Source organism: Thorsellia anophelis DSM 18579 (assembly GCF_900111395.1).
GTDB classification, from domain to species: domain Bacteria; phylum Pseudomonadota; class Gammaproteobacteria; order Enterobacterales; family Thorselliaceae; genus Thorsellia; species Thorsellia anophelis.
Genome location: NZ_FOHV01000044.1, coordinates 1 through 16,598 on the forward strand (window position 1 = coordinate 1; position 16,598 = coordinate 16,598).

The following is a 16,598-nucleotide window of genomic DNA, read 5'->3' on the forward strand; positions in this document are numbered from 1 at the left end:
CGAACTGCTCTCTGAAGATGGCACTGGCCGTTGGCGCGTCAAACACAACCTTTGGGGGAGTATTCTCAAGCAATACAGTGCGAACGATGACGATTATTGTAACCTCCGTTTCCCAGGTCAATATCTCGACAATGAAAGCGGATTACATTACAATCGACATCGTTACTACGACCCCAACACCGCACAATACCTGACGCCCGACCCCATCGGACTCGCCGGCGGATTTAATCCCTACGGCTACGTACATAATCCCACCGGGTGGATCGATCCCTTAGGGTTGGCAGAGGCTAATTGTTATTCTATACAAAAATTGGAATCCAAAGGATTCATTGATGTAGAAGTTACAAAAAATGGGGGATTAGATTATTCAAAGAGTAATGCCCTTTATAACAATCCTAATAGGCTCAAGCCTGATGGTACTCCAACTGAGTCTATAGTGCAGATAAAGTTAACAGGAGATTACCAAGCTGATGAACTAGCCGCTAATCTAAGAGGTTTTGGACAAAAAAGCACACCATCCCTAAATGGCGAAAGGTATGTGTGGCATCATCTTGATGACTATAATCCAAACACAGGCATTGGAACTTTACAGTTAGTTAAACAAGATGCTCATTTAGGAGTGCAACATATTGGAGGAGCCAGTCAGTATAAAGAGGCAACAGGGAATGCATATACATTTAAAACATGGTAAGGATGAGTTATGGTCGAGTTAGTATTTAAACAACAAAAATTAACAAATAGAGAGTGGGAAATATTTGAAAGCCTTTTTGATAAAAATTTGCCCGAAGAATTTAAAAAACATTATCTAGAAAATAATGGGGGTTTTTCAAGTGAAGAAGATGTGGAGGCTGATAAATGGGGTTTTGATATTAGTTTTAACTCAATAAAATATGGTACATCGACAATAGAAAATTTAATTGATGATATTAATGAATATAGTTTAAATGATGAATTATTAGGAACTTGGACTCGTAGTGCATTTGTTCCATTTGCATCGGGTCCGTTTGGCATTATTTTTTTTCTATCATTAAGGGATGAAGATTATGGGTATATATACTTTTTTTCGTTAGGTGAAAATAATATGGGTAAAGTATGTCAAACATTTGAAGAGTTTCTCAATAGATTATATAAACGTTAGTCAAGCATTATCGGTATGACGCATTTGGCAGGCGCGTACAAAAACTCCGCGTGATGCAAAATGGCAACGTGCCCGGTCACAACACCCCAAACATATTGCGCCACCAAAAGTCGGTTATGACTATTACTACCTTGGCGACCAGCTGGTTGAAGAGGCGCCGATTTATGCCGATGGCTCTGTTGCCTTTGAGCACAGCACCCTTTGGCTCTATGCCCCTAATCAACTGACACCGACAGCGCGTTATCAACAAGGAGAACTGAATTACGTCATCACCGACCAAATTGGTACCCGGAACCTGTCAAGAAAGTTGTCATATATATTTTATTTCTTAATGCTAAGCAATGTTTCTTTTTTCACCTTCTTTAGGGGATTCATTGAGAGTCACTTTTGTTACTGGACTCCAATCACGGATATGTCCTTTAACCCATCTTTCAGGGTGTTTTTCTTTCTTGAGTTCCATTAACCTTTGTCGTTTTCTAAGCTTATTGATATCTTTACCTGCACGTTTATCAGCAGGGGTAATGAAATTATTACTACTATGTAGATGCTCATGGTTATACCATTGAACAAATCGATGTACCCATTCTCTAGCTTCTTCTATACTGTTAAATGGCTTTAACGGTAACCTAGGGCAATATTTCATTGTTTTAAACAGTGATTCAGACATAGCATTATCATTACTCACCCTCGGTCTACTGTGTGAACTTGCTACACCTAAGCTCTCTAGCATAGATTTCATTGTTTGGCCTTTCATAGGAGAACCATTATCTGAATGCAGAATCAATTGGTCTCGCTCAATTTTTTCTTTTTCACATATATCACGTATCAATAAAGAGGCATTATTTGCACTTTCCTCATTAAAAACCTGCCAGCCGGTAATATATTTATCAAAGATATCAAGATAACAATAGAGATAAAAATACTGTCCTTTAATACTGGAATTTAAATAGGTGATATCCCAGCAATAAACCTGATTACTGCATGTTGCAACCAGTTCATTAGGCTTGTGAGAGGGCCTTGGTTTCTTTGTACGCCCGCGATGGGTCTTGTCCTGTTAATCTCATATAACGATAAAAAGTGGACTCAGATGCAATATAAATTTCTTTTTCGTCCAATAGTCTAGGTACTATTTGTAGCGGAGATAAATACTTATATTCTTCGCAATTCAAATAGTGATTAATCATTTGACATTCAATTTCGCTGAGTTTATTTTTTGGTTCAAAATATGTGCGATAATCTTTTTTTAGTACTTCTGCACGTCTTAATTTTTTGTTTATCACTCTTTTTTCAGCATGATCAACAGCACATACTTGAAAAACATTTTTAGCTAAATCAATGCCGATACGTTTAAACTTTTTCATTAGTCTCTCCTTATAATAACAAAGATAAGTATGTAGTTTAATCTTATCCTTGTAGGGGGGAGAAGTCCATTACATCAACTACGACCCAAACACCGCATAATACCTGACGCCTGACCCCCATAGGACTCGCCGACGGATTTAACCCCTACGGCTACGCACATAATCCCACTGGTTGGATCGAACCATTAGGGTTGGCATAATGTACTACAGAGACAAGAGGGCCATCTGGAGAACCATTAACTGCTGAAATCAGTATTGGCCCCAATCAGTTAGGTACAGGAACTAACCAATCATCTCGTGATTTTGCAAGAGGCTTAGGTAACGCTAACGATGATGCAGTCCATATTTTATCTAGAGCACTGGGTGGGCAAGGTGGTATCGATAATGTATTCCCACAATTGTCAAAAATCAATCGGGGTGAATATAGAGTATTTGAATCAGAGGTTGTTAAATATATTAAAGCTAATGGCGAAGTTGATATTAAGTGGAAGTTTGTATACCAGAATGGTTCGACGCGTCCAAGTGGAATTTATTATGACGTATATCAAAATGGTAACAAAGTTATGGGTGAAGTATTTAATAATTAATAAAAAACAGGAATTTTATAAATGAATGAAAACAAACAAGATGCATTACAAGTTCTCAAAAACTTTATTATTGTAATGAGTGATTGGGAGGTTGTGAATTATCAAAGGGTTGAAGAGCAAGGTTTAGCTGCAATTCATGATGAAGCCCAATTAAAACTTAGAGAAATATTTGCAAAATATTGTACCATTAAGGAGAGAAAATATGGCAAACCTGATTATTTTAGTATAGGTTGGCCAGCTAAGTATTCCTCAGATGAAGAGATTTTATCTGTTGAAGAGGTCAAAAAAAATCGTGTTCAGATTACGACACGGCATATTTTATATAAGACTGTGTATGAATATCGATATACATTGCACTACAAAAATCAAGAATGGCGTATTGATAAGAAAGAGAAGTATGATCCTGAGCTAGAAAAATGGGTTAAATGGCTTTTGTAAAAGACGGAAGCTGTCAGAATTCCTATGTGTTAGGCTAATTGTCACTTAATAATCTAAATGCTGAAAATTTCATGATGATCTAAATTGCTCTTTAAAAAAATAAGTAGCATTATCGCCATAACGGCTACGGTCAATTAGTTGAGTATTTACCACACTCGAATTTACGTCGGCAATAAATACGACGCGCAAGGCAGACTGATTGAAAAACGAGTAGCAGAAAATGGCTTTCGTCCTCGTACCTACTTTTACTACTGGAATGCACTGAACCAACTGGTGCGATATATTACCTCACAAGGAGATGAATGGCATTATCAGTATGATGCATTTGGAAGACGCATCAGAAAATTTCAAGTGATACATCATGACCACCAAGTGGAAACGCAACCTCGGCCAAGCCCGCTATCACAGCCAAAATCACAACCAAAAATAGGGTGTGAATATTACTACCTAGGCGACCAGCTAATTGAAGAAGCCCCGATTTATGCCGATGGCACTGTTGCCTTTGAGCACAGTACCCATTGGCTCTATGCCCCCAATCAACTGACACCGACAGCGCGTTATCAACAAGGAGAACTGAATTACGTCATCACCGACCAAATTGGTACCCCCACCGAACTGCTCGCTGAAGATGGCACTGGCCGTTGGCGCGTCAAACACAACCTTTGGGGGAGTATTCTCAAGCAATACAGTGCGAACGATGACGATTTTTGTAACCTACGTTTCCCCGGTCAATATCTAGACAATGAAAGCGGATTACATTACAATCGACATCGTTACTACGACCCGAACACCGCCCAATACCTGACGCCCGACCCCATAGGATTAGCTGGCGGATTTAATCCCTACGGCTACGTACATAACCCCACAGGTTGGACCGACTCTTTGGGATTGATAGGAGAGGACTGTTGTTCAATTAAAAATATTGATCCTAAGACTTTAATAAGTCGTCAGAATAACAATGAGATGTCAGGCTCTGCTATTAAAAAATATGCTAAAAATATGAAGGAAAATGGTTTTGATGTCAGTCAATCTATTGATGTGGCAATTGTAAGAGGAAAGATGATTATTATTGATGGACATCATAGAGTAGCCTCAGCAATTAAAGCAGGGATTGATAATATCCCTGTACGAATAAACACAGTTTCCCCCGAAATGGGTGAGCAACTTTTAATTGAAGCAGCTGAAGCTAGTGTTAGGTATTATTAATATGAAAAAACATATTGAATCAATTATAACATTTCAGAAAGAGTTAATTTATAAATTGAAGGAACTTTATCCAGATGTGAAAGATTATTGGTTGTTATTCGACTTTCCTAGAAATGGAAGTTTAAATCTTAATAAAAGTGTGTGGTATTTTTATAAACATGGTGTTGGTATGAAGTTCACAAGAAAGCATCCTAAACCCTCTATTGTAATTGATATGCATGTAAATCTTGATAATCCATATATTATCGATGGCTGGAGAGTCATGCAATATCTTGAGTCAATTAATGTACTGTATACAAAAGAACAAGTGGATAATGAATTATTAATCCTTAGTCTTCAAGGTTATCTAAGCAAGATATCCGAGATTCCAACTCGTTTTTTGTACAATGATAAAAAAATATAGAGATATATTTGGCTTTTCGTTAAATCGTGTGGATTTGGTCAAATTATGTTAGTTTATTCTACATTATTTCTCATCCAATTCACTCACATAAAAATTTAATTTAATAATTCATTTATGCAACTAAGGGCGCTTCGCCCCTTAAACCCAGACGAGAGTTACACTCCCGACTAGTGAGCTCAGGGCATCGTTTAATTGCACCTTACGCTCCAAAATAAGCCTATAATGCACAACCAACAATACAAGGGTAAACATTGCGCTTTGCGCCCTTGTATTGTCTTAATGTGCATTATTTTGTTATTTTGGGCGACGGGCATCAAACTTAAAGGGATAATGAATCAATTCCAATTTAGTGTTAAAATTCCTCTAACAATATCATGATGAGGAGCTCTTCATGGATTTATCACTTCTTTTTAAAGCGACAATGAAGCTTCCCTTGGAATGGGATATTACTGATATCGTAACAGACCAAAGCCATCTTAAAATGAACATTAGTCTTACTTATTTGCCAAAAGAGTGTGCATCTGAGGTATGTAAGACGTCCTCAGAAATCATCTCTGGTTTCTCGTAAAATCATGTGGGATAGATGTAATTTTTTAGTTTATCCCATACCATTTCACATTCAATCTAATCTCATAAAAATTCAATGTAGCAATTCATTTATGCAATTAAGGGCGTTTCACCCCTTAAACCCAGACGAGAGTAACACTCTCGACTCGTTAACTCTAGGCCTCGTTTGATTGCTCCTTAAGCGCCAAAATAAGCCTATAATCCACAGTCGAAAATACGGTAAACGTTGCGTTTCGTGCCCTCGCATTGTTTTTAATGTGCATTATCTCGTAATTTTGGGTGACGGGCATAAAACTTAAAGGAACAATGAACTTGCTTAAATTAGTGCTAAAATCCTCCTAAATTATTGTAATAAGGAGCTTAACTTGGATTTATCAGTTCTTTTAAAATCGCTAATGTAACTCCCTTTGGAATGGGATGTTACAGGAATTATCACTAACTTATTTATCAAAAGAATGTGTTTGCTAGGTATGTAAAACGACTTCAAATGTCATCTTTTATCAATATGACTCTTGTTGTATGATGAGTTTTATGGCTTTTCAATGTTTTTATTCAAACGAAATTACCTGTGGAGATTGCTTACTTTCAAAAACCTGTCTAAATTTCACTTTTAAATTCAATTTATTGCTTGTGGCATCGCATTAAAAACAGAATCTATTTTATGTCCATTTTAATGCGTGAGCTGATAGAGTCATCTCATACCCTCCCGATGATTTAAATCATTTTTCATTTTATCTAATTTATGCAAAAAACTTGCAAATCAATATTTTTTATCCTAAACTTTATTAAGTTAGCCTATAGTTTTGTACTTCATCCACTCAAAGAGAGCTTTGCATGCCATCAGATTCTATTACGTTAACTTTCACAGAAGGGGCTTTAACGCTTCCTCGTTCCTATTGTGATGAATCGATGAATGTGTTTAGGTTTGATAGTGGTATCACCCTCATTGTAACCCGCGCTCAATTGCAACCTGATACCTCTGTTGATAAGTACATCAATGAACAAATCAAAGAGCTTAAAAAAGGGGTAAAAAATTTTCAAGTCGGCGCTCGTACACCCTTTACTTTGATTGAAGGCTACGAGGGAGAACTGGTTATTTCTTACTGCACTAAAGGCAAGGAACTAGTTAACAATCAGATGATTGTCGTTGCCCATTCTTCTACGTTATTAGTGTTAACCTTCAGCAAAGCAGGTGATTTTAATGAGCAGGATGCTGAATTTATTCACGCTATCTTAAGCTCGTTTACCCCGTCTTTTGTTTTATCCGATTCTGTTAAGTAAATCACGATGGGAGAGGCGCTATTAGCTGCAAAAGTCGGTGACCTACTCAGACATACATCGCCTTGGGCTGATTTTTTCGGCGGATTGGCTAAAGGCGCGCTATATAGCGCAGCCTTTAGGATAATGGGGGGAGGTCCTATCGGAATTGTGCTTGGTGCCTGTGCAGTCGTCGCTTTAATGGTATTGGATGAAGAGATTGATAACAAGCTTGATTCTTTTCTGAGCCTTTTTGATTCTGGCTCCCTTGATGGTGAGATTCAACCTAGTAGCAGCTTCAATGTTAGAATTAAGGGGGCGGAAGCCGCTCGCGCCGCCGGTACCATCCCTCATGATGTGCTTATCGCTGAATTAAGTAGGGGGACGCCCCCTGACGAAGAGCCTATTAATGTCGAAGAAATTTTAACCTTAGCGGTTGCGGCTTCTGCTGTCTCTGCATCAGCGTTTCTAATGCCAGGTATGGCTGCCTCTTACCTTGTGAATAATGCTAGCACCATTTATGATAAAGCCAAATCTTTCTTTAAGATGCCTGATGACTTTGGCTTTGAAAGCTTTTTCTCTCCAGTAAGAGTGACGGCCCATCCTGATGCAAGTGATAAATCAGATAATAAAATCACCTGCACGAAAACGCACATTTTTGGTCCGGAGGAGTTATTCATCGCTCAGGGCTCAAAAACGGTTTTAATTAATGGTCAACCTGCAGCTCGTAATGGGGATAAGAGTACCTGTGAAGCGGTAATTGATCATGAACAAATTGGCCCTCGCGTTCGGATTGGTGGGCCAACTGTCACGGTACGTAACATCAAAAGTGGCAAACATCCTTGGGCTACGTTCGCAGGAGAAATGATAGGCTCTATGGGGAAAGGGGCGATTCGCTGTCTTTTGAGTGGGGTTGCTAGAAACTATACCAAAAACGGCCTTAAGCATGCCTTAAAAGATTTTGCGAAAACGTTACCTAAAAAAATTGGTTGTGTCTTTGCCGGCCAAGCGTTAGCCACTGGGCTGTCGGTGCCTATTTTTGCAGGTCTGGGCAATATATTCCAATCCGGCAATCCTATTCATTATGGCACAGGGGCTAAATTATTGGCCGAGGGTGAACTAGATTTTACACTTTCTGGTCGTCAATCGATTGTTTGGCAACGCATCTATTTCAGTCGTAATCAATTTGTAGGTTTACTGGGTGAAGGATGGAGACTGCCATTTGAAACACATCTGCAATTAGTACCGGCACTGGATGATCCAGATTCTCCGATTGTTTATTTCTTTGATGCTACAGGCCGTGAATTATTACTCGGCTACATTCCCCATGAGACACCTATCTTTTTTGTTGATGAAGGTTTCTCCATCATTCGAACGGATAAAGAGCAGTATTTACTGGTAGATGAACTGGGGCATGTTTCCTTCTATGCCAGAACAGTAAATGACCCGAATAAGCTGGTATTAATACTTGAATCGGATACGTTTGGTAATGTATTGCACTATCATTATGATGCACATGGCAGAGTCCATGCTATTGATGATGGTACGACTGATTGGGGCGTTGAGATTGAATATCACCCACTATTTTCACGCATCACCCAGGTCAATCAGCGATTAGATGAAGGGGCTGGGCTGGCGCCACTCGTCTGCTACGAATACAATGAGCGGGCTGAACTCATCAAAGTTATCGATTCTGATGGGGTTGTGTTACGTGAATTTGACTACGATATCACACATAAAAAGCTCAATAAGCATAAGCTACCCTCTGGTTTACAGGCCACGTATGACTATACGCAATTAGACGATGATGAGTGGTATGTGACGTTACATCAACTGTGGGCGGAAGACACTGAGCTTGAGCGCATGACACTTGAGTATGATTTGACCCAGAATACCGTGGTTACAGAAGAAAAAGGCATAGGGCGCAGTGTGAGGCATTTTAATGATGCGAGGCTCATCACCCAATATCGTAATCCTTTAGGAGAGACTTGGCATCTTGACTGGGATGAGCTTGATAACTTAACCGCCTTCACTGATGCATTAGGACGCAAAACCCACTTTAAATATAACGAATATGGCAACCTAGTTGAAACCCTCTACCCTAATGGCGAGACGCGTTCAACCACTTGGCATCAAGTGCTCTCATTACCCCTGGCTATCACAGAGCCGAACGGTGGAACTTGGCGCTATCACTACAATAAAAATGCCGCGTTAATCCGTTTAGAGGCGCCTGATGGTGGCAAAACGGTTTATCAATACGATGAAACCGGATTATGTACCGCTCAAATTGATGCATTAGGCAATAAGCAGACTTATACCTACGATTCATTAGGGCAGTTAACTCGTCAGACTGATTGTAGTGGGCACATGACACGTTATTTCTACCACAAAGATGGTACGCTTAATGCGATGTCTAATCCCAATATGTCATCCACGTATTTTACCTACACCTCTGCTAAACGTGTCTCTGAGGTTAAATTACCGGATGGTAGAGCACGTCACTATGCATATAATGACAAAGGGCAACTGGCCAGTGTCAAAGACTTTAACCAGACCATTACGTATTTTGAGTATGATATCCGTGGCAATATTCAAGTCATCAATAAACCCGATGGCAATAAAATCCAATATCATTATGATACACTCGGGCATCTCTCACAACTTGTAAATGAAAACAAGCGCGCTTATCATTTTAACTATGATGTCCTTGGCAGACTCAAACAGCAAACCGACTTGATTGGTCAAACAAAACACTATACCTATAATGCAGCAAGTGAATTGACAGAGCTGTTAACTGTACCTGCAGAAGATGAGTATGGTAGCAAGCCCATATTAACACAATACGAATATGACACATTAAGTCGCATCACGGTAGAAACTGTGATGAATTCAAAAGTTGAATTTAAGTACGAAAAAAATAGAGTTGAAATCAATCGTTACAATCGAGATTATGCCTTAGCTGCACAGGTCAATTATCCTGAACGAACTGACATTAAATCAGATATTCCTGACTGGTCATTGCTTGATACGTTGAATTTTGACTATGACATCATGGGACGTGTTGCCAGTGAAACTAATCACGCAGGAGAATTTGCCAATGAGTATGATAGACTCGGCAATCTCATCCAAACCCAATTACCGGACGGCGCACGTTTCACTCATCATTACTATGGCTCGGGGCATCTCTTAGAATCTCGTTTTATACGAGGGGATAAAAATCACCTATTAGCGGAATACAGCCGAGATAAATTACATCGTGAAATCACTCGCTCACAAGGCGCGTTGAACTTAGAAACGCAGTATGATGCGACAGGAAGAATAACCCGTCATAGCTTACGCAAAACAAGTCAAAGTGTTGCGTTTCACCCGCTACGTGAAAATCGATACGAATATAATGACGTTAACGAGCTCATCAGTCGACATATTCTGACAGGAGATGATAAATCCCCTCTTACCTTTGCAAAAAGATTATCTGAATATTTTGAATACGACACCAATGGGCAGGTCTTGGTTCACTCCCCTGCCTTGGAAATGAAATACCTACAAGAAGAGCACTATAAGTATGATGCAGCGGGCAATCTCATTACCGATGATTTTCACCCTCCTCACTGGACTAATCAAACTACCCGCCACAAAGGACAAACCTATCATTACGATGGATTTGGTCGATTAGTTCAAATTAAACAACAAGAGAAAGTGGTTAAACAGTTTGAGTATGACGAACACCACAGAATGATTAACAGTCTGGTCAAGCAAGGAAAAGACGAGTGGGTAGCGCAATACGAATACGATGCATTAAGCAGGCGGATAAGTAAAACCTCACAATATTATACCGATGTATATGACCACCACCGTACCTTAGTGGAATATAAAAGCAAGAAGCAACTGTTTTATTGGCAAGGATTAAGGCTGGCAGGAGAAAGCGAGGCTTCACGCTTAGAGAACCGCAGGTGGTATGCTTATGAAGAAAATAGCTATGCACCATTAGCACTGATTGACCACTGGCATGAAATAGATAAAGACGAAGTTGTTTACTATCACAATCAGCTTAATGGTTCCCCGTATGCCTTATCAAATGCACAAGGCGAACTCGTTTGGGAAACAGAAACCTATTTGTGGGGCAGTTATCGCCACCCAGCAAAAAACCAAGTGACCTTACTTTACGGTCAACCTCTACGTTTTCAAGGGCAATATTTTGACCAAGAAACGGGATTGCATTACAATACCTTCAGGTACTATGACCCTGAAACAGGACGATTCACCCAACAAGATCCGATAGGACTGGCAGGTGGCTTAAATCTGTATCAATATGCGCCGAATCCATTGATGTGGATCGATCCGTTGGGGTGGGCGAAGTGCTCATCATCAAGAAAACCCATTAACGTTAGATCAAAATCAACCGGCAGAATTAAACCTAGGAACAAAAATGAGAAGTTTGCATTTGATCATGTAAAAAAACATCCAGAAAATGGCCAAGTGATAATAAAAGCTAAAGAAATAGGAGATCCACATTTTAAAGGTAAAGGTTGGTCTAAAATAGAGCAAAAAGTCAATGGAGTTAATGTGCATTATATGGCTAAATTCGATAAAAATGGCAATATGACACATGTCACAGATTTCAAATTTAAGGACTAGTTATGATGAAATATATATATGAAAAAGATCCAGACTCTTCTGAACATTGGAAAGTATGTGAAGAAAGAAAACATCCTTATATTGTTGTAAGCAATATTAATCGAGAGTTCGACAATATCTTTTTTGATGTAACTAATTACCCCATAAATCTAGATAAACTATCGAATAAGTTTAAAAAAATGTACTCTGTATATGTTGAGTTTTTCAGACTTAATCACCAGATTACAATTGAGCTTGAAGAACAATATTATTTTTTTAATTTTAGGGTGAAAAAAGAACATACTAATTTTATAGCAAATAGCCTATTTGACTATTTGGCTGAGCTAATTATAAATGGATTGGATTAACTCATACAACGTGGATGCGCTATCGAGTAGAGCATACGGAGTTTCACCCACACACTCTCACAGAACCGTACGTGACAATCTCTCGTCATACGGCTCCTATAATCCAACCTCTATGGTGGTATGATTTTCCTGTAATCATCTTTAGTCTATAATAACAAGAAATAGGAGACTACATTATGACGACAGCACCTAAAAAAATTCGTGTTAACTTTACCCCACAGCAAAAGAATGAGTTTGCAAAATTAATAGTGGAAGACCGCTTTATACGAGGGGATAAAAATCACCTATTAGCGGAATACAGCCGAGATAAATTACATTGTGAAATCACTCGCTCACAAGGCGCGTTGAACTTAGAAACGCAGTATGATGCGACAGGAAGAATAACCCGTCATAGCTTACGCAAAACAAGTCAAAGTGTTGCGTTTCAACCGCTACGTGAAAATCGATACGAATATAATGACGTTAACGAGCTCATCAGTCGGCATATTCTGAATGGAGATGAAAAATCTCCTCTTACCTTTGCAAAAAGTTTGTCTGAATATTTTGAATATGACACCAATGGGCAGGTTTTAGTTCATTCTCCTGCATTGGAAATGAAATACCTACAAGAAGAGCACTATAAGTATGATGCAGCGGGTAACCTCATTACTGATGATTTTCACCCGCCTCACTGGACTAATCAAACTACCCGCCACAAAGGACAGACCTATCATTACGATGGATTTGGTCGATTAGTTCAAATTAAACGACAAGAGAACGTGGTAAAACAATTTGAGTATGACGAACACCACAGAATGATTCAAAGTGTGGTAAAACAAGGCAATGATGAATGGGTAGCGCAATACGAATACGATGCATTAAGCAGGCGGATAAGTAAAACCTCACAATATTATACCGATGTATATGACCACCACCGTACCTTAGTGGAATATAAAAGCAAGAAGCAACTGTTTTATTGGCAAGGATTAAGGCTGGCAGGAGAAAGTGAAGCATCACACACCGAGAACAGGAGGTGGTATGCTTATGAAGAAAATAGCTATGCACCGTTAGCACTGATTGACCACTGGCATGAAATAGATAAAGACGAAGTTGTTTACTATCACAATCAGCTGAATGGTTCCCCGTATGCCTTATCAAATACGCAAGGCGAACTCATCTGTGAAACAGAAACCTATTTGTGGGGTAGTTATCGCCGACCAGCAAAAAACCAAGTCACCTTACTTTACGGGCAACCACTGCGTTTTCAAGGGCAATATTTTGACCAAGAAACAGGATTGCATTACAATACCTTCAGGTACTATGACCCTGAAACAGGACGCTTCACCCAACAAGATCCGATAGGACTGGCAGGCGGAATAAATCTGTATCAGTATGCTCCGAATCCGCTTATGTGGATTGATCCGTTGGGGTTGAGTTGTACTGCGAAAATGCAACCTTATAGAGAAGATGTCCGAGTTAAAGGGCCTCATGCGGATATATATGTAAATAACAGAAAAGTTGCGGAGGCTAGATTAGGTGATGATGGGAAGTGGTATCGTTGGGGTGATCTAACTAAAGATCCGAAGGCATTAAAAGAAGCGGATAAAGTAATTAATGGAATGTCCAAAGATGCCAAAATAATGACCGAGGCGAGATCTCAAACAAAACAAGCTATTGCTGATTTTGAGCAAATATTAACGCATGGTAATCCAAATTCAGGAAGTTATCAGCAAGCTCAACGCGGCATAGAGAGATTTAAGAAAATATTAGAGGCTATAAGGTGATTTTTGAAAAATTCTTAAAGGGCGAAATATATCCTGTTTCCTTTGGGGAAAATCTTGATGTAGTTATTTCTAAACTCGCATACCCTAAAGTATGTTTGATCAGTAAAGAAAATGAGTTGTATGCTGTGTATTCACAAGGAGTAGAGTATCTGTTTGATATGAATAAGTTATGTTTAATACAATTTGAAATCAGTCGTATTAAACAGGTATATATAAATCAAAATAAGATTACTAAAAATACAACTTATGATGAGTTCAAAGACTACCTAAAGCAAATTCAGCTCAAATATGAAGAAGATTATAGAGACAATCAAAAAATATTACTTATTAACACTGGTGTTAAAGTCTATTTTGATCAGGTATCAAATAGACTAGCTACAGTAATGAGAAATTGGTAAGTTAATTATAAGGTTAACAACTTCAGTTGAGTAATGTCGGAATCTCAGGCCTTCATTACTTAGTTACCCATTAATCTCTTTTAGCGCTGTTTTTACTTGCTCAAGCTGCTGATTTAGCTGTGTGGTTTCATCTCTGTCGGGGATTAAGAGTAAGTACACGATAGTGCGTTGTGAAGTCGTTCTTTAGGTGAACGGCATGCTGTACCTAAGATGGTGGTAGGCCCACCAGTATCGGCTAGCAAGAGTAGGTACTAAATCAGCCCTAGCTGCAATACTTAAGATGTGTTGTGGTGAGCGTAGGGTCAAAAGGCGATATAAAATCGTCAGATGTGAGATAAGAAGCTGAATAAAAATGAACCATCGTTGGTGTGCTGTGAAGTTAGTTATTAGGTGACTAACATGCTTTATCTAAGATGGTGGTAGGCCCACCAACATCGGCTGGCAAGAGCAGGTGTTAAATCGGTTCCAGCTGCGTTATTTAAGAGATATCGTGGTGAGCGTGTAGTTTAAAAGGCAATGATAAATTGTCAGATGTGGAGTAATAAGCTGAATGAAAATGAACCATTAGTGAAGTGTCGTTAGTCATAATCGTGATGTCAAAACTGCGTTCTCATCGATAACGCACTAACAAGCTAAGCGTGACTTGCAATAACGACTTGGTTGGCATACCGGCATATAGATGGCAGGAGATTACTACAGGCTTAGGTAAGGAACTCAGGAAGATGTTGCCTTGATGTTAAATGAACGGCTATAAAGGTGTAAGCATCCGCTGAACACATCTAGAATAAGCCTATATATTCACTAAACTAAGAATAATTTCAATCAATCGAGGATTATGCTTTATGATTAAATTCACACTACAAGAAAAAATCGCACATTTAGAAGCACGTGCAGCCTCTGGGCTTAAAATGGCTGATTATGCTGCTTTACATAATATTAACTTTAACTCATTTAGATGTTGGCCCTTTGAGGTAAAAAAAAGCACTATCGGTTAAATCTACTAATGCCATTCAAGAACCTTCTTTACCTGCCTCTGATATCGTTGAGAGGGAAATGAACAAAGGTGCGACCAAAACTGATATCTCAGTTGCGCAAGTATCTCAAAATACGCTACTCACAGCCACACTTGTACCTTTAAAGTGATAGAGCCAACTCAAAAGTTGCCATCTCAAGCTCACACAGATAAGCCTGTAGTATTCCCAGAATCTAATATTCAAACAAAATACCACGAGGACATACATCGTATTCATGAATCGAATTATAAACGTAAGCACACGGTGAATACACCTACCTAACCGAGATTTTTTCAATAATAATGCATGCATCTTAAATAACAAGGAGATGTCCCATGCAGTTATACTCGTTAGATGAAAAAATAGTGCATAATGAACGTTACCGTGCAAGTGGCCTTACTAGAGCACAGTATGCTAATGAAAATGGTATTAAAGTTGGTTCTTTTAAAAACTGGCCAACACACATTAAAAAAGCACAAACTGTACAGAATGCGTTATTGATTGTTCCTGTTCAAATCCAGGAACCAGATAATAAAGATTCAAAGTCTTCTTCTAAATCTCATCTTGCTAATGATTTTAGTCAATCTCATCCTCATGATGATTTATCTGTTTTGCTGCCATCTGGTTTGATCATAAAATGCAATTTAACTGTTTTACCACAGGTCGTTAAGATGATGGAGTCTCAACATGATGCTTCAGCCTAATTCTATTTATTTTGTCAATCAACCTATCGATATGCGTTATGAGATGACTTGGTTTACCTCATTCGTTCAGGAACACTTTAAAGGATTATGGCAAAATGGTGCTGCCTTTATTTTTATTAATCGTCGTGCAAATGTGATTAAAATCTTGCAGTTAGACTCTCATGGTGTTTGGCTATGTCAGCGAAAATTACATCAAAATTGTTTTCCAAAATTGAAATTTGGTGAAGTGCATTTATCTTTGTCAACTAGTCAGTTCGAGTGATTGTGCAAAGGGGTTGATTATCGTCAAGTAGAAGGGGTTGATTTAAGTCAATATCACTGATTTTAATGAAAAGAGCAAGCGTGTAGTCATCATTCATGGCGTGCAAATCAAACTGAAACAGCATCAGAAAATAGATTTATTAAGTTCGTGCTTAATTGGGTTTTATTGGTGTTAAATTGTTGATGTAAAATGATTTAATTATTATTTTTATTCATGTTTTATGATATTATACATGCATAAAAAAATCTCATTCCAACCTGATACAGAGCCCTCTTTTACCACTGACTCATTCCGAGCCAGTGGCGGAACCTGTCAAGAAAGTTTTACCTATGATGCCAACCTTAACCTGATTGCGCAGCATATTCAGCCCACTACGATGGCTGGACAAAACACAGACAGTATCAAAATTCAAAATATCCAACTAACAGGACGTACCATTAAGAATGGTGATAACTGGTTTAAATATGATAACCAAGGCAGATTGATAGAAAAACGCGTCGTAGAAAACGGATTTCGACC

Annotated in this window: 17 protein-coding genes and 2 pseudogenes; 17 read left to right on the top strand and 2 right to left on the bottom strand. The window is 38.8% G+C overall.

What is annotated here, in order from left to right:
- From BMW37_RS13995 to BMW37_RS16035, 3 genes and pseudogenes are all read left to right on the top strand, one after another.
- Window positions 1-691: RHS repeat-associated core domain-containing protein (locus BMW37_RS13995; RefSeq protein ID WP_177168683.1), on the top strand; the 691-nt coding region annotated here is incomplete at its 5' end.
- Between the two features lie 9 nt (window positions 692-700).
- Window positions 701-1,138: an SMI1/KNR4 family protein gene (locus BMW37_RS14000; protein ID WP_093322424.1), complete on the top strand. Its 438-nt coding sequence runs from the start codon at window positions 701-703 to the stop codon at window positions 1,136-1,138.
- A 112-nt stretch (window positions 1,139-1,250) separates the two neighbouring features.
- Window positions 1,251-1,427: pseudogene (locus BMW37_RS16035) on the top strand (RHS repeat domain-containing protein); the annotation flags it as partial.
- Window positions 1,428-1,472: 45 nt separating this feature from the next.
- Here BMW37_RS16035 and BMW37_RS14005 read toward each other — a convergent pair.
- Together BMW37_RS14005 and BMW37_RS16040 are read right to left on the bottom strand one after the other, a co-directional pair.
- On the bottom strand, window positions 1,473-2,132 hold the full coding sequence (locus tag BMW37_RS14005; RefSeq protein WP_093322426.1) for a DDE-type integrase/transposase/recombinase: 660 nt from the start codon (window positions 2,130-2,132) through the stop codon (window positions 1,473-1,475).
- Window positions 2,133-2,136: 4 nt separating this feature from the next.
- On the bottom strand, window positions 2,137-2,499 hold the full coding sequence (locus BMW37_RS16040) for a hypothetical protein (protein WP_093322428.1): 363 nt from the start codon (window positions 2,497-2,499) through the stop codon (window positions 2,137-2,139).
- Window positions 2,500-2,753: 254 nt separating this feature from the next.
- Here BMW37_RS16040 and BMW37_RS16045 point away from each other — a divergent pair, with 254 nt between their 5' ends.
- The 14 genes and pseudogenes from BMW37_RS16045 to BMW37_RS15220 all read left to right on the top strand — a co-directional run.
- The gene (locus BMW37_RS16045) at window positions 2,754-3,086 is read left to right on the top strand and encodes a DNA/RNA non-specific endonuclease (RefSeq protein WP_425441803.1); all 333 of its coding nucleotides are present in this window, start codon (window positions 2,754-2,756) and stop codon (window positions 3,084-3,086) included.
- A 21-nt stretch (window positions 3,087-3,107) separates the two neighbouring features.
- Window positions 3,108-3,524 carry an NTF2 fold immunity protein gene (locus BMW37_RS14020; protein ID WP_093322433.1) on the top strand — a complete coding sequence of 139 codons (417 nt, stop codon included), beginning with the start codon at window positions 3,108-3,110 and terminating at the stop codon, window positions 3,522-3,524.
- A gap of 138 nt (window positions 3,525-3,662) precedes the next feature.
- Window positions 3,663-4,730, top strand: coding sequence for an RHS repeat-associated core domain-containing protein (locus BMW37_RS14025; protein WP_093322435.1), 1,068 nt, complete (start codon window positions 3,663-3,665; stop codon window positions 4,728-4,730).
- Window position 4,731: 1 nt separating this feature from the next.
- Complete coding sequence (locus BMW37_RS16050) at window positions 4,732-5,133, top strand: DUF6896 domain-containing protein (protein WP_093322437.1); 402 nt, start codon at window positions 4,732-4,734, stop codon at window positions 5,131-5,133.
- 391 nt (window positions 5,134-5,524) lie between these two features.
- Window positions 5,525-5,701: a hypothetical protein gene (locus tag BMW37_RS15210; protein ID WP_177168685.1), complete on the top strand. Its 177-nt coding sequence runs from the start codon at window positions 5,525-5,527 to the stop codon at window positions 5,699-5,701.
- 833 nt (window positions 5,702-6,534) lie between these two features.
- Window positions 6,535-6,981 (top strand): DcrB-related protein, encoded by a 447-nt coding sequence (locus BMW37_RS14035; RefSeq protein WP_093322440.1) that lies wholly within the window; start codon window positions 6,535-6,537, stop codon window positions 6,979-6,981.
- 6 nt (window positions 6,982-6,987) lie between these two features.
- Complete coding sequence (locus BMW37_RS14040) at window positions 6,988-11,592, top strand: RHS repeat-associated core domain-containing protein (RefSeq protein ID WP_093322443.1); 4,605 nt, start codon at window positions 6,988-6,990, stop codon at window positions 11,590-11,592.
- 2 nt (window positions 11,593-11,594) lie between these two features.
- Entirely contained in the window at window positions 11,595-11,939 is a 345-nt protein-coding gene (locus BMW37_RS14045; protein ID WP_245711081.1) for a hypothetical protein, read from the top strand.
- A 176-nt stretch (window positions 11,940-12,115) separates the two neighbouring features.
- Window positions 12,116-13,354 (top strand): annotated as a pseudogene (locus tag BMW37_RS16115) (RHS repeat domain-containing protein); the annotation flags it as partial.
- Window positions 13,355-13,698: 344 nt separating this feature from the next.
- Complete coding sequence (locus tag BMW37_RS14055) at window positions 13,699-14,100, top strand: hypothetical protein (RefSeq protein ID WP_093322448.1); 402 nt, start codon at window positions 13,699-13,701, stop codon at window positions 14,098-14,100.
- 842 nt (window positions 14,101-14,942) lie between these two features.
- Window positions 14,943-15,095 (top strand): hypothetical protein, encoded by a 153-nt coding sequence (locus BMW37_RS15215; RefSeq protein ID WP_177168686.1) that lies wholly within the window; start codon window positions 14,943-14,945, stop codon window positions 15,093-15,095.
- A 353-nt stretch (window positions 15,096-15,448) separates the two neighbouring features.
- The gene (tnpA, locus tag BMW37_RS14060) at window positions 15,449-15,817 is read left to right on the top strand and encodes an IS66 family insertion sequence element accessory protein TnpA (protein ID WP_093322450.1); all 369 of its coding nucleotides are present in this window, start codon (window positions 15,449-15,451) and stop codon (window positions 15,815-15,817) included.
- The gene (tnpB, locus tag BMW37_RS14065) at window positions 15,801-16,079 is read left to right on the top strand and encodes an IS66 family insertion sequence element accessory protein TnpB (RefSeq protein ID WP_093322453.1); all 279 of its coding nucleotides are present in this window, start codon (window positions 15,801-15,803) and stop codon (window positions 16,077-16,079) included. The genes tnpA and tnpB overlap by 17 nt, the downstream gene beginning before the upstream one ends.
- Window positions 16,080-16,299: 220 nt before the next feature.
- Window positions 16,300-16,598 (top strand): hypothetical protein (locus BMW37_RS15220; RefSeq protein WP_218139537.1); only part of this gene is annotated, 299 nt, incomplete at its 3' end.

Coding starts and splice junctions, on each gene's coding strand:
- BMW37_RS14000 (WP_093322424.1), top strand. CDS start 701: ATGGTCGAGTTAGTATTTAAACAACAAAAATTAACAAATAGAGAGTGG.
- BMW37_RS14035 (WP_093322440.1), top strand. CDS start 6,535: ATGCCATCAGATTCTATTACGTTAACTTTCACAGAAGGGGCTTTAACG.
- BMW37_RS16040 (WP_093322428.1), bottom strand. CDS start 2,499: ATGAAAAAGTTTAAACGTATCGGCATTGATTTAGCTAAAAATGTTTTT.
- BMW37_RS15215 (WP_177168686.1), top strand. CDS start 14,943: ATGATTAAATTCACACTACAAGAAAAAATCGCACATTTAGAAGCACGT.
- BMW37_RS14045 (WP_245711081.1), top strand. CDS start 11,595: ATGATGAAATATATATATGAAAAAGATCCAGACTCTTCTGAACATTGG.
- BMW37_RS16050 (WP_093322437.1), top strand. CDS start 4,732: ATGAAAAAACATATTGAATCAATTATAACATTTCAGAAAGAGTTAATT.
- tnpB (WP_093322453.1), top strand. CDS start 15,801: ATGATGCTTCAGCCTAATTCTATTTATTTTGTCAATCAACCTATCGAT.
- BMW37_RS14020 (WP_093322433.1), top strand. CDS start 3,108: ATGAATGAAAACAAACAAGATGCATTACAAGTTCTCAAAAACTTTATT.
- BMW37_RS14040 (WP_093322443.1), top strand. CDS start 6,988: ATGGGAGAGGCGCTATTAGCTGCAAAAGTCGGTGACCTACTCAGACAT.
- BMW37_RS15210 (WP_177168685.1), top strand. CDS start 5,525: ATGGATTTATCACTTCTTTTTAAAGCGACAATGAAGCTTCCCTTGGAA.
- tnpA (WP_093322450.1), top strand. CDS start 15,449: ATGCAGTTATACTCGTTAGATGAAAAAATAGTGCATAATGAACGTTAC.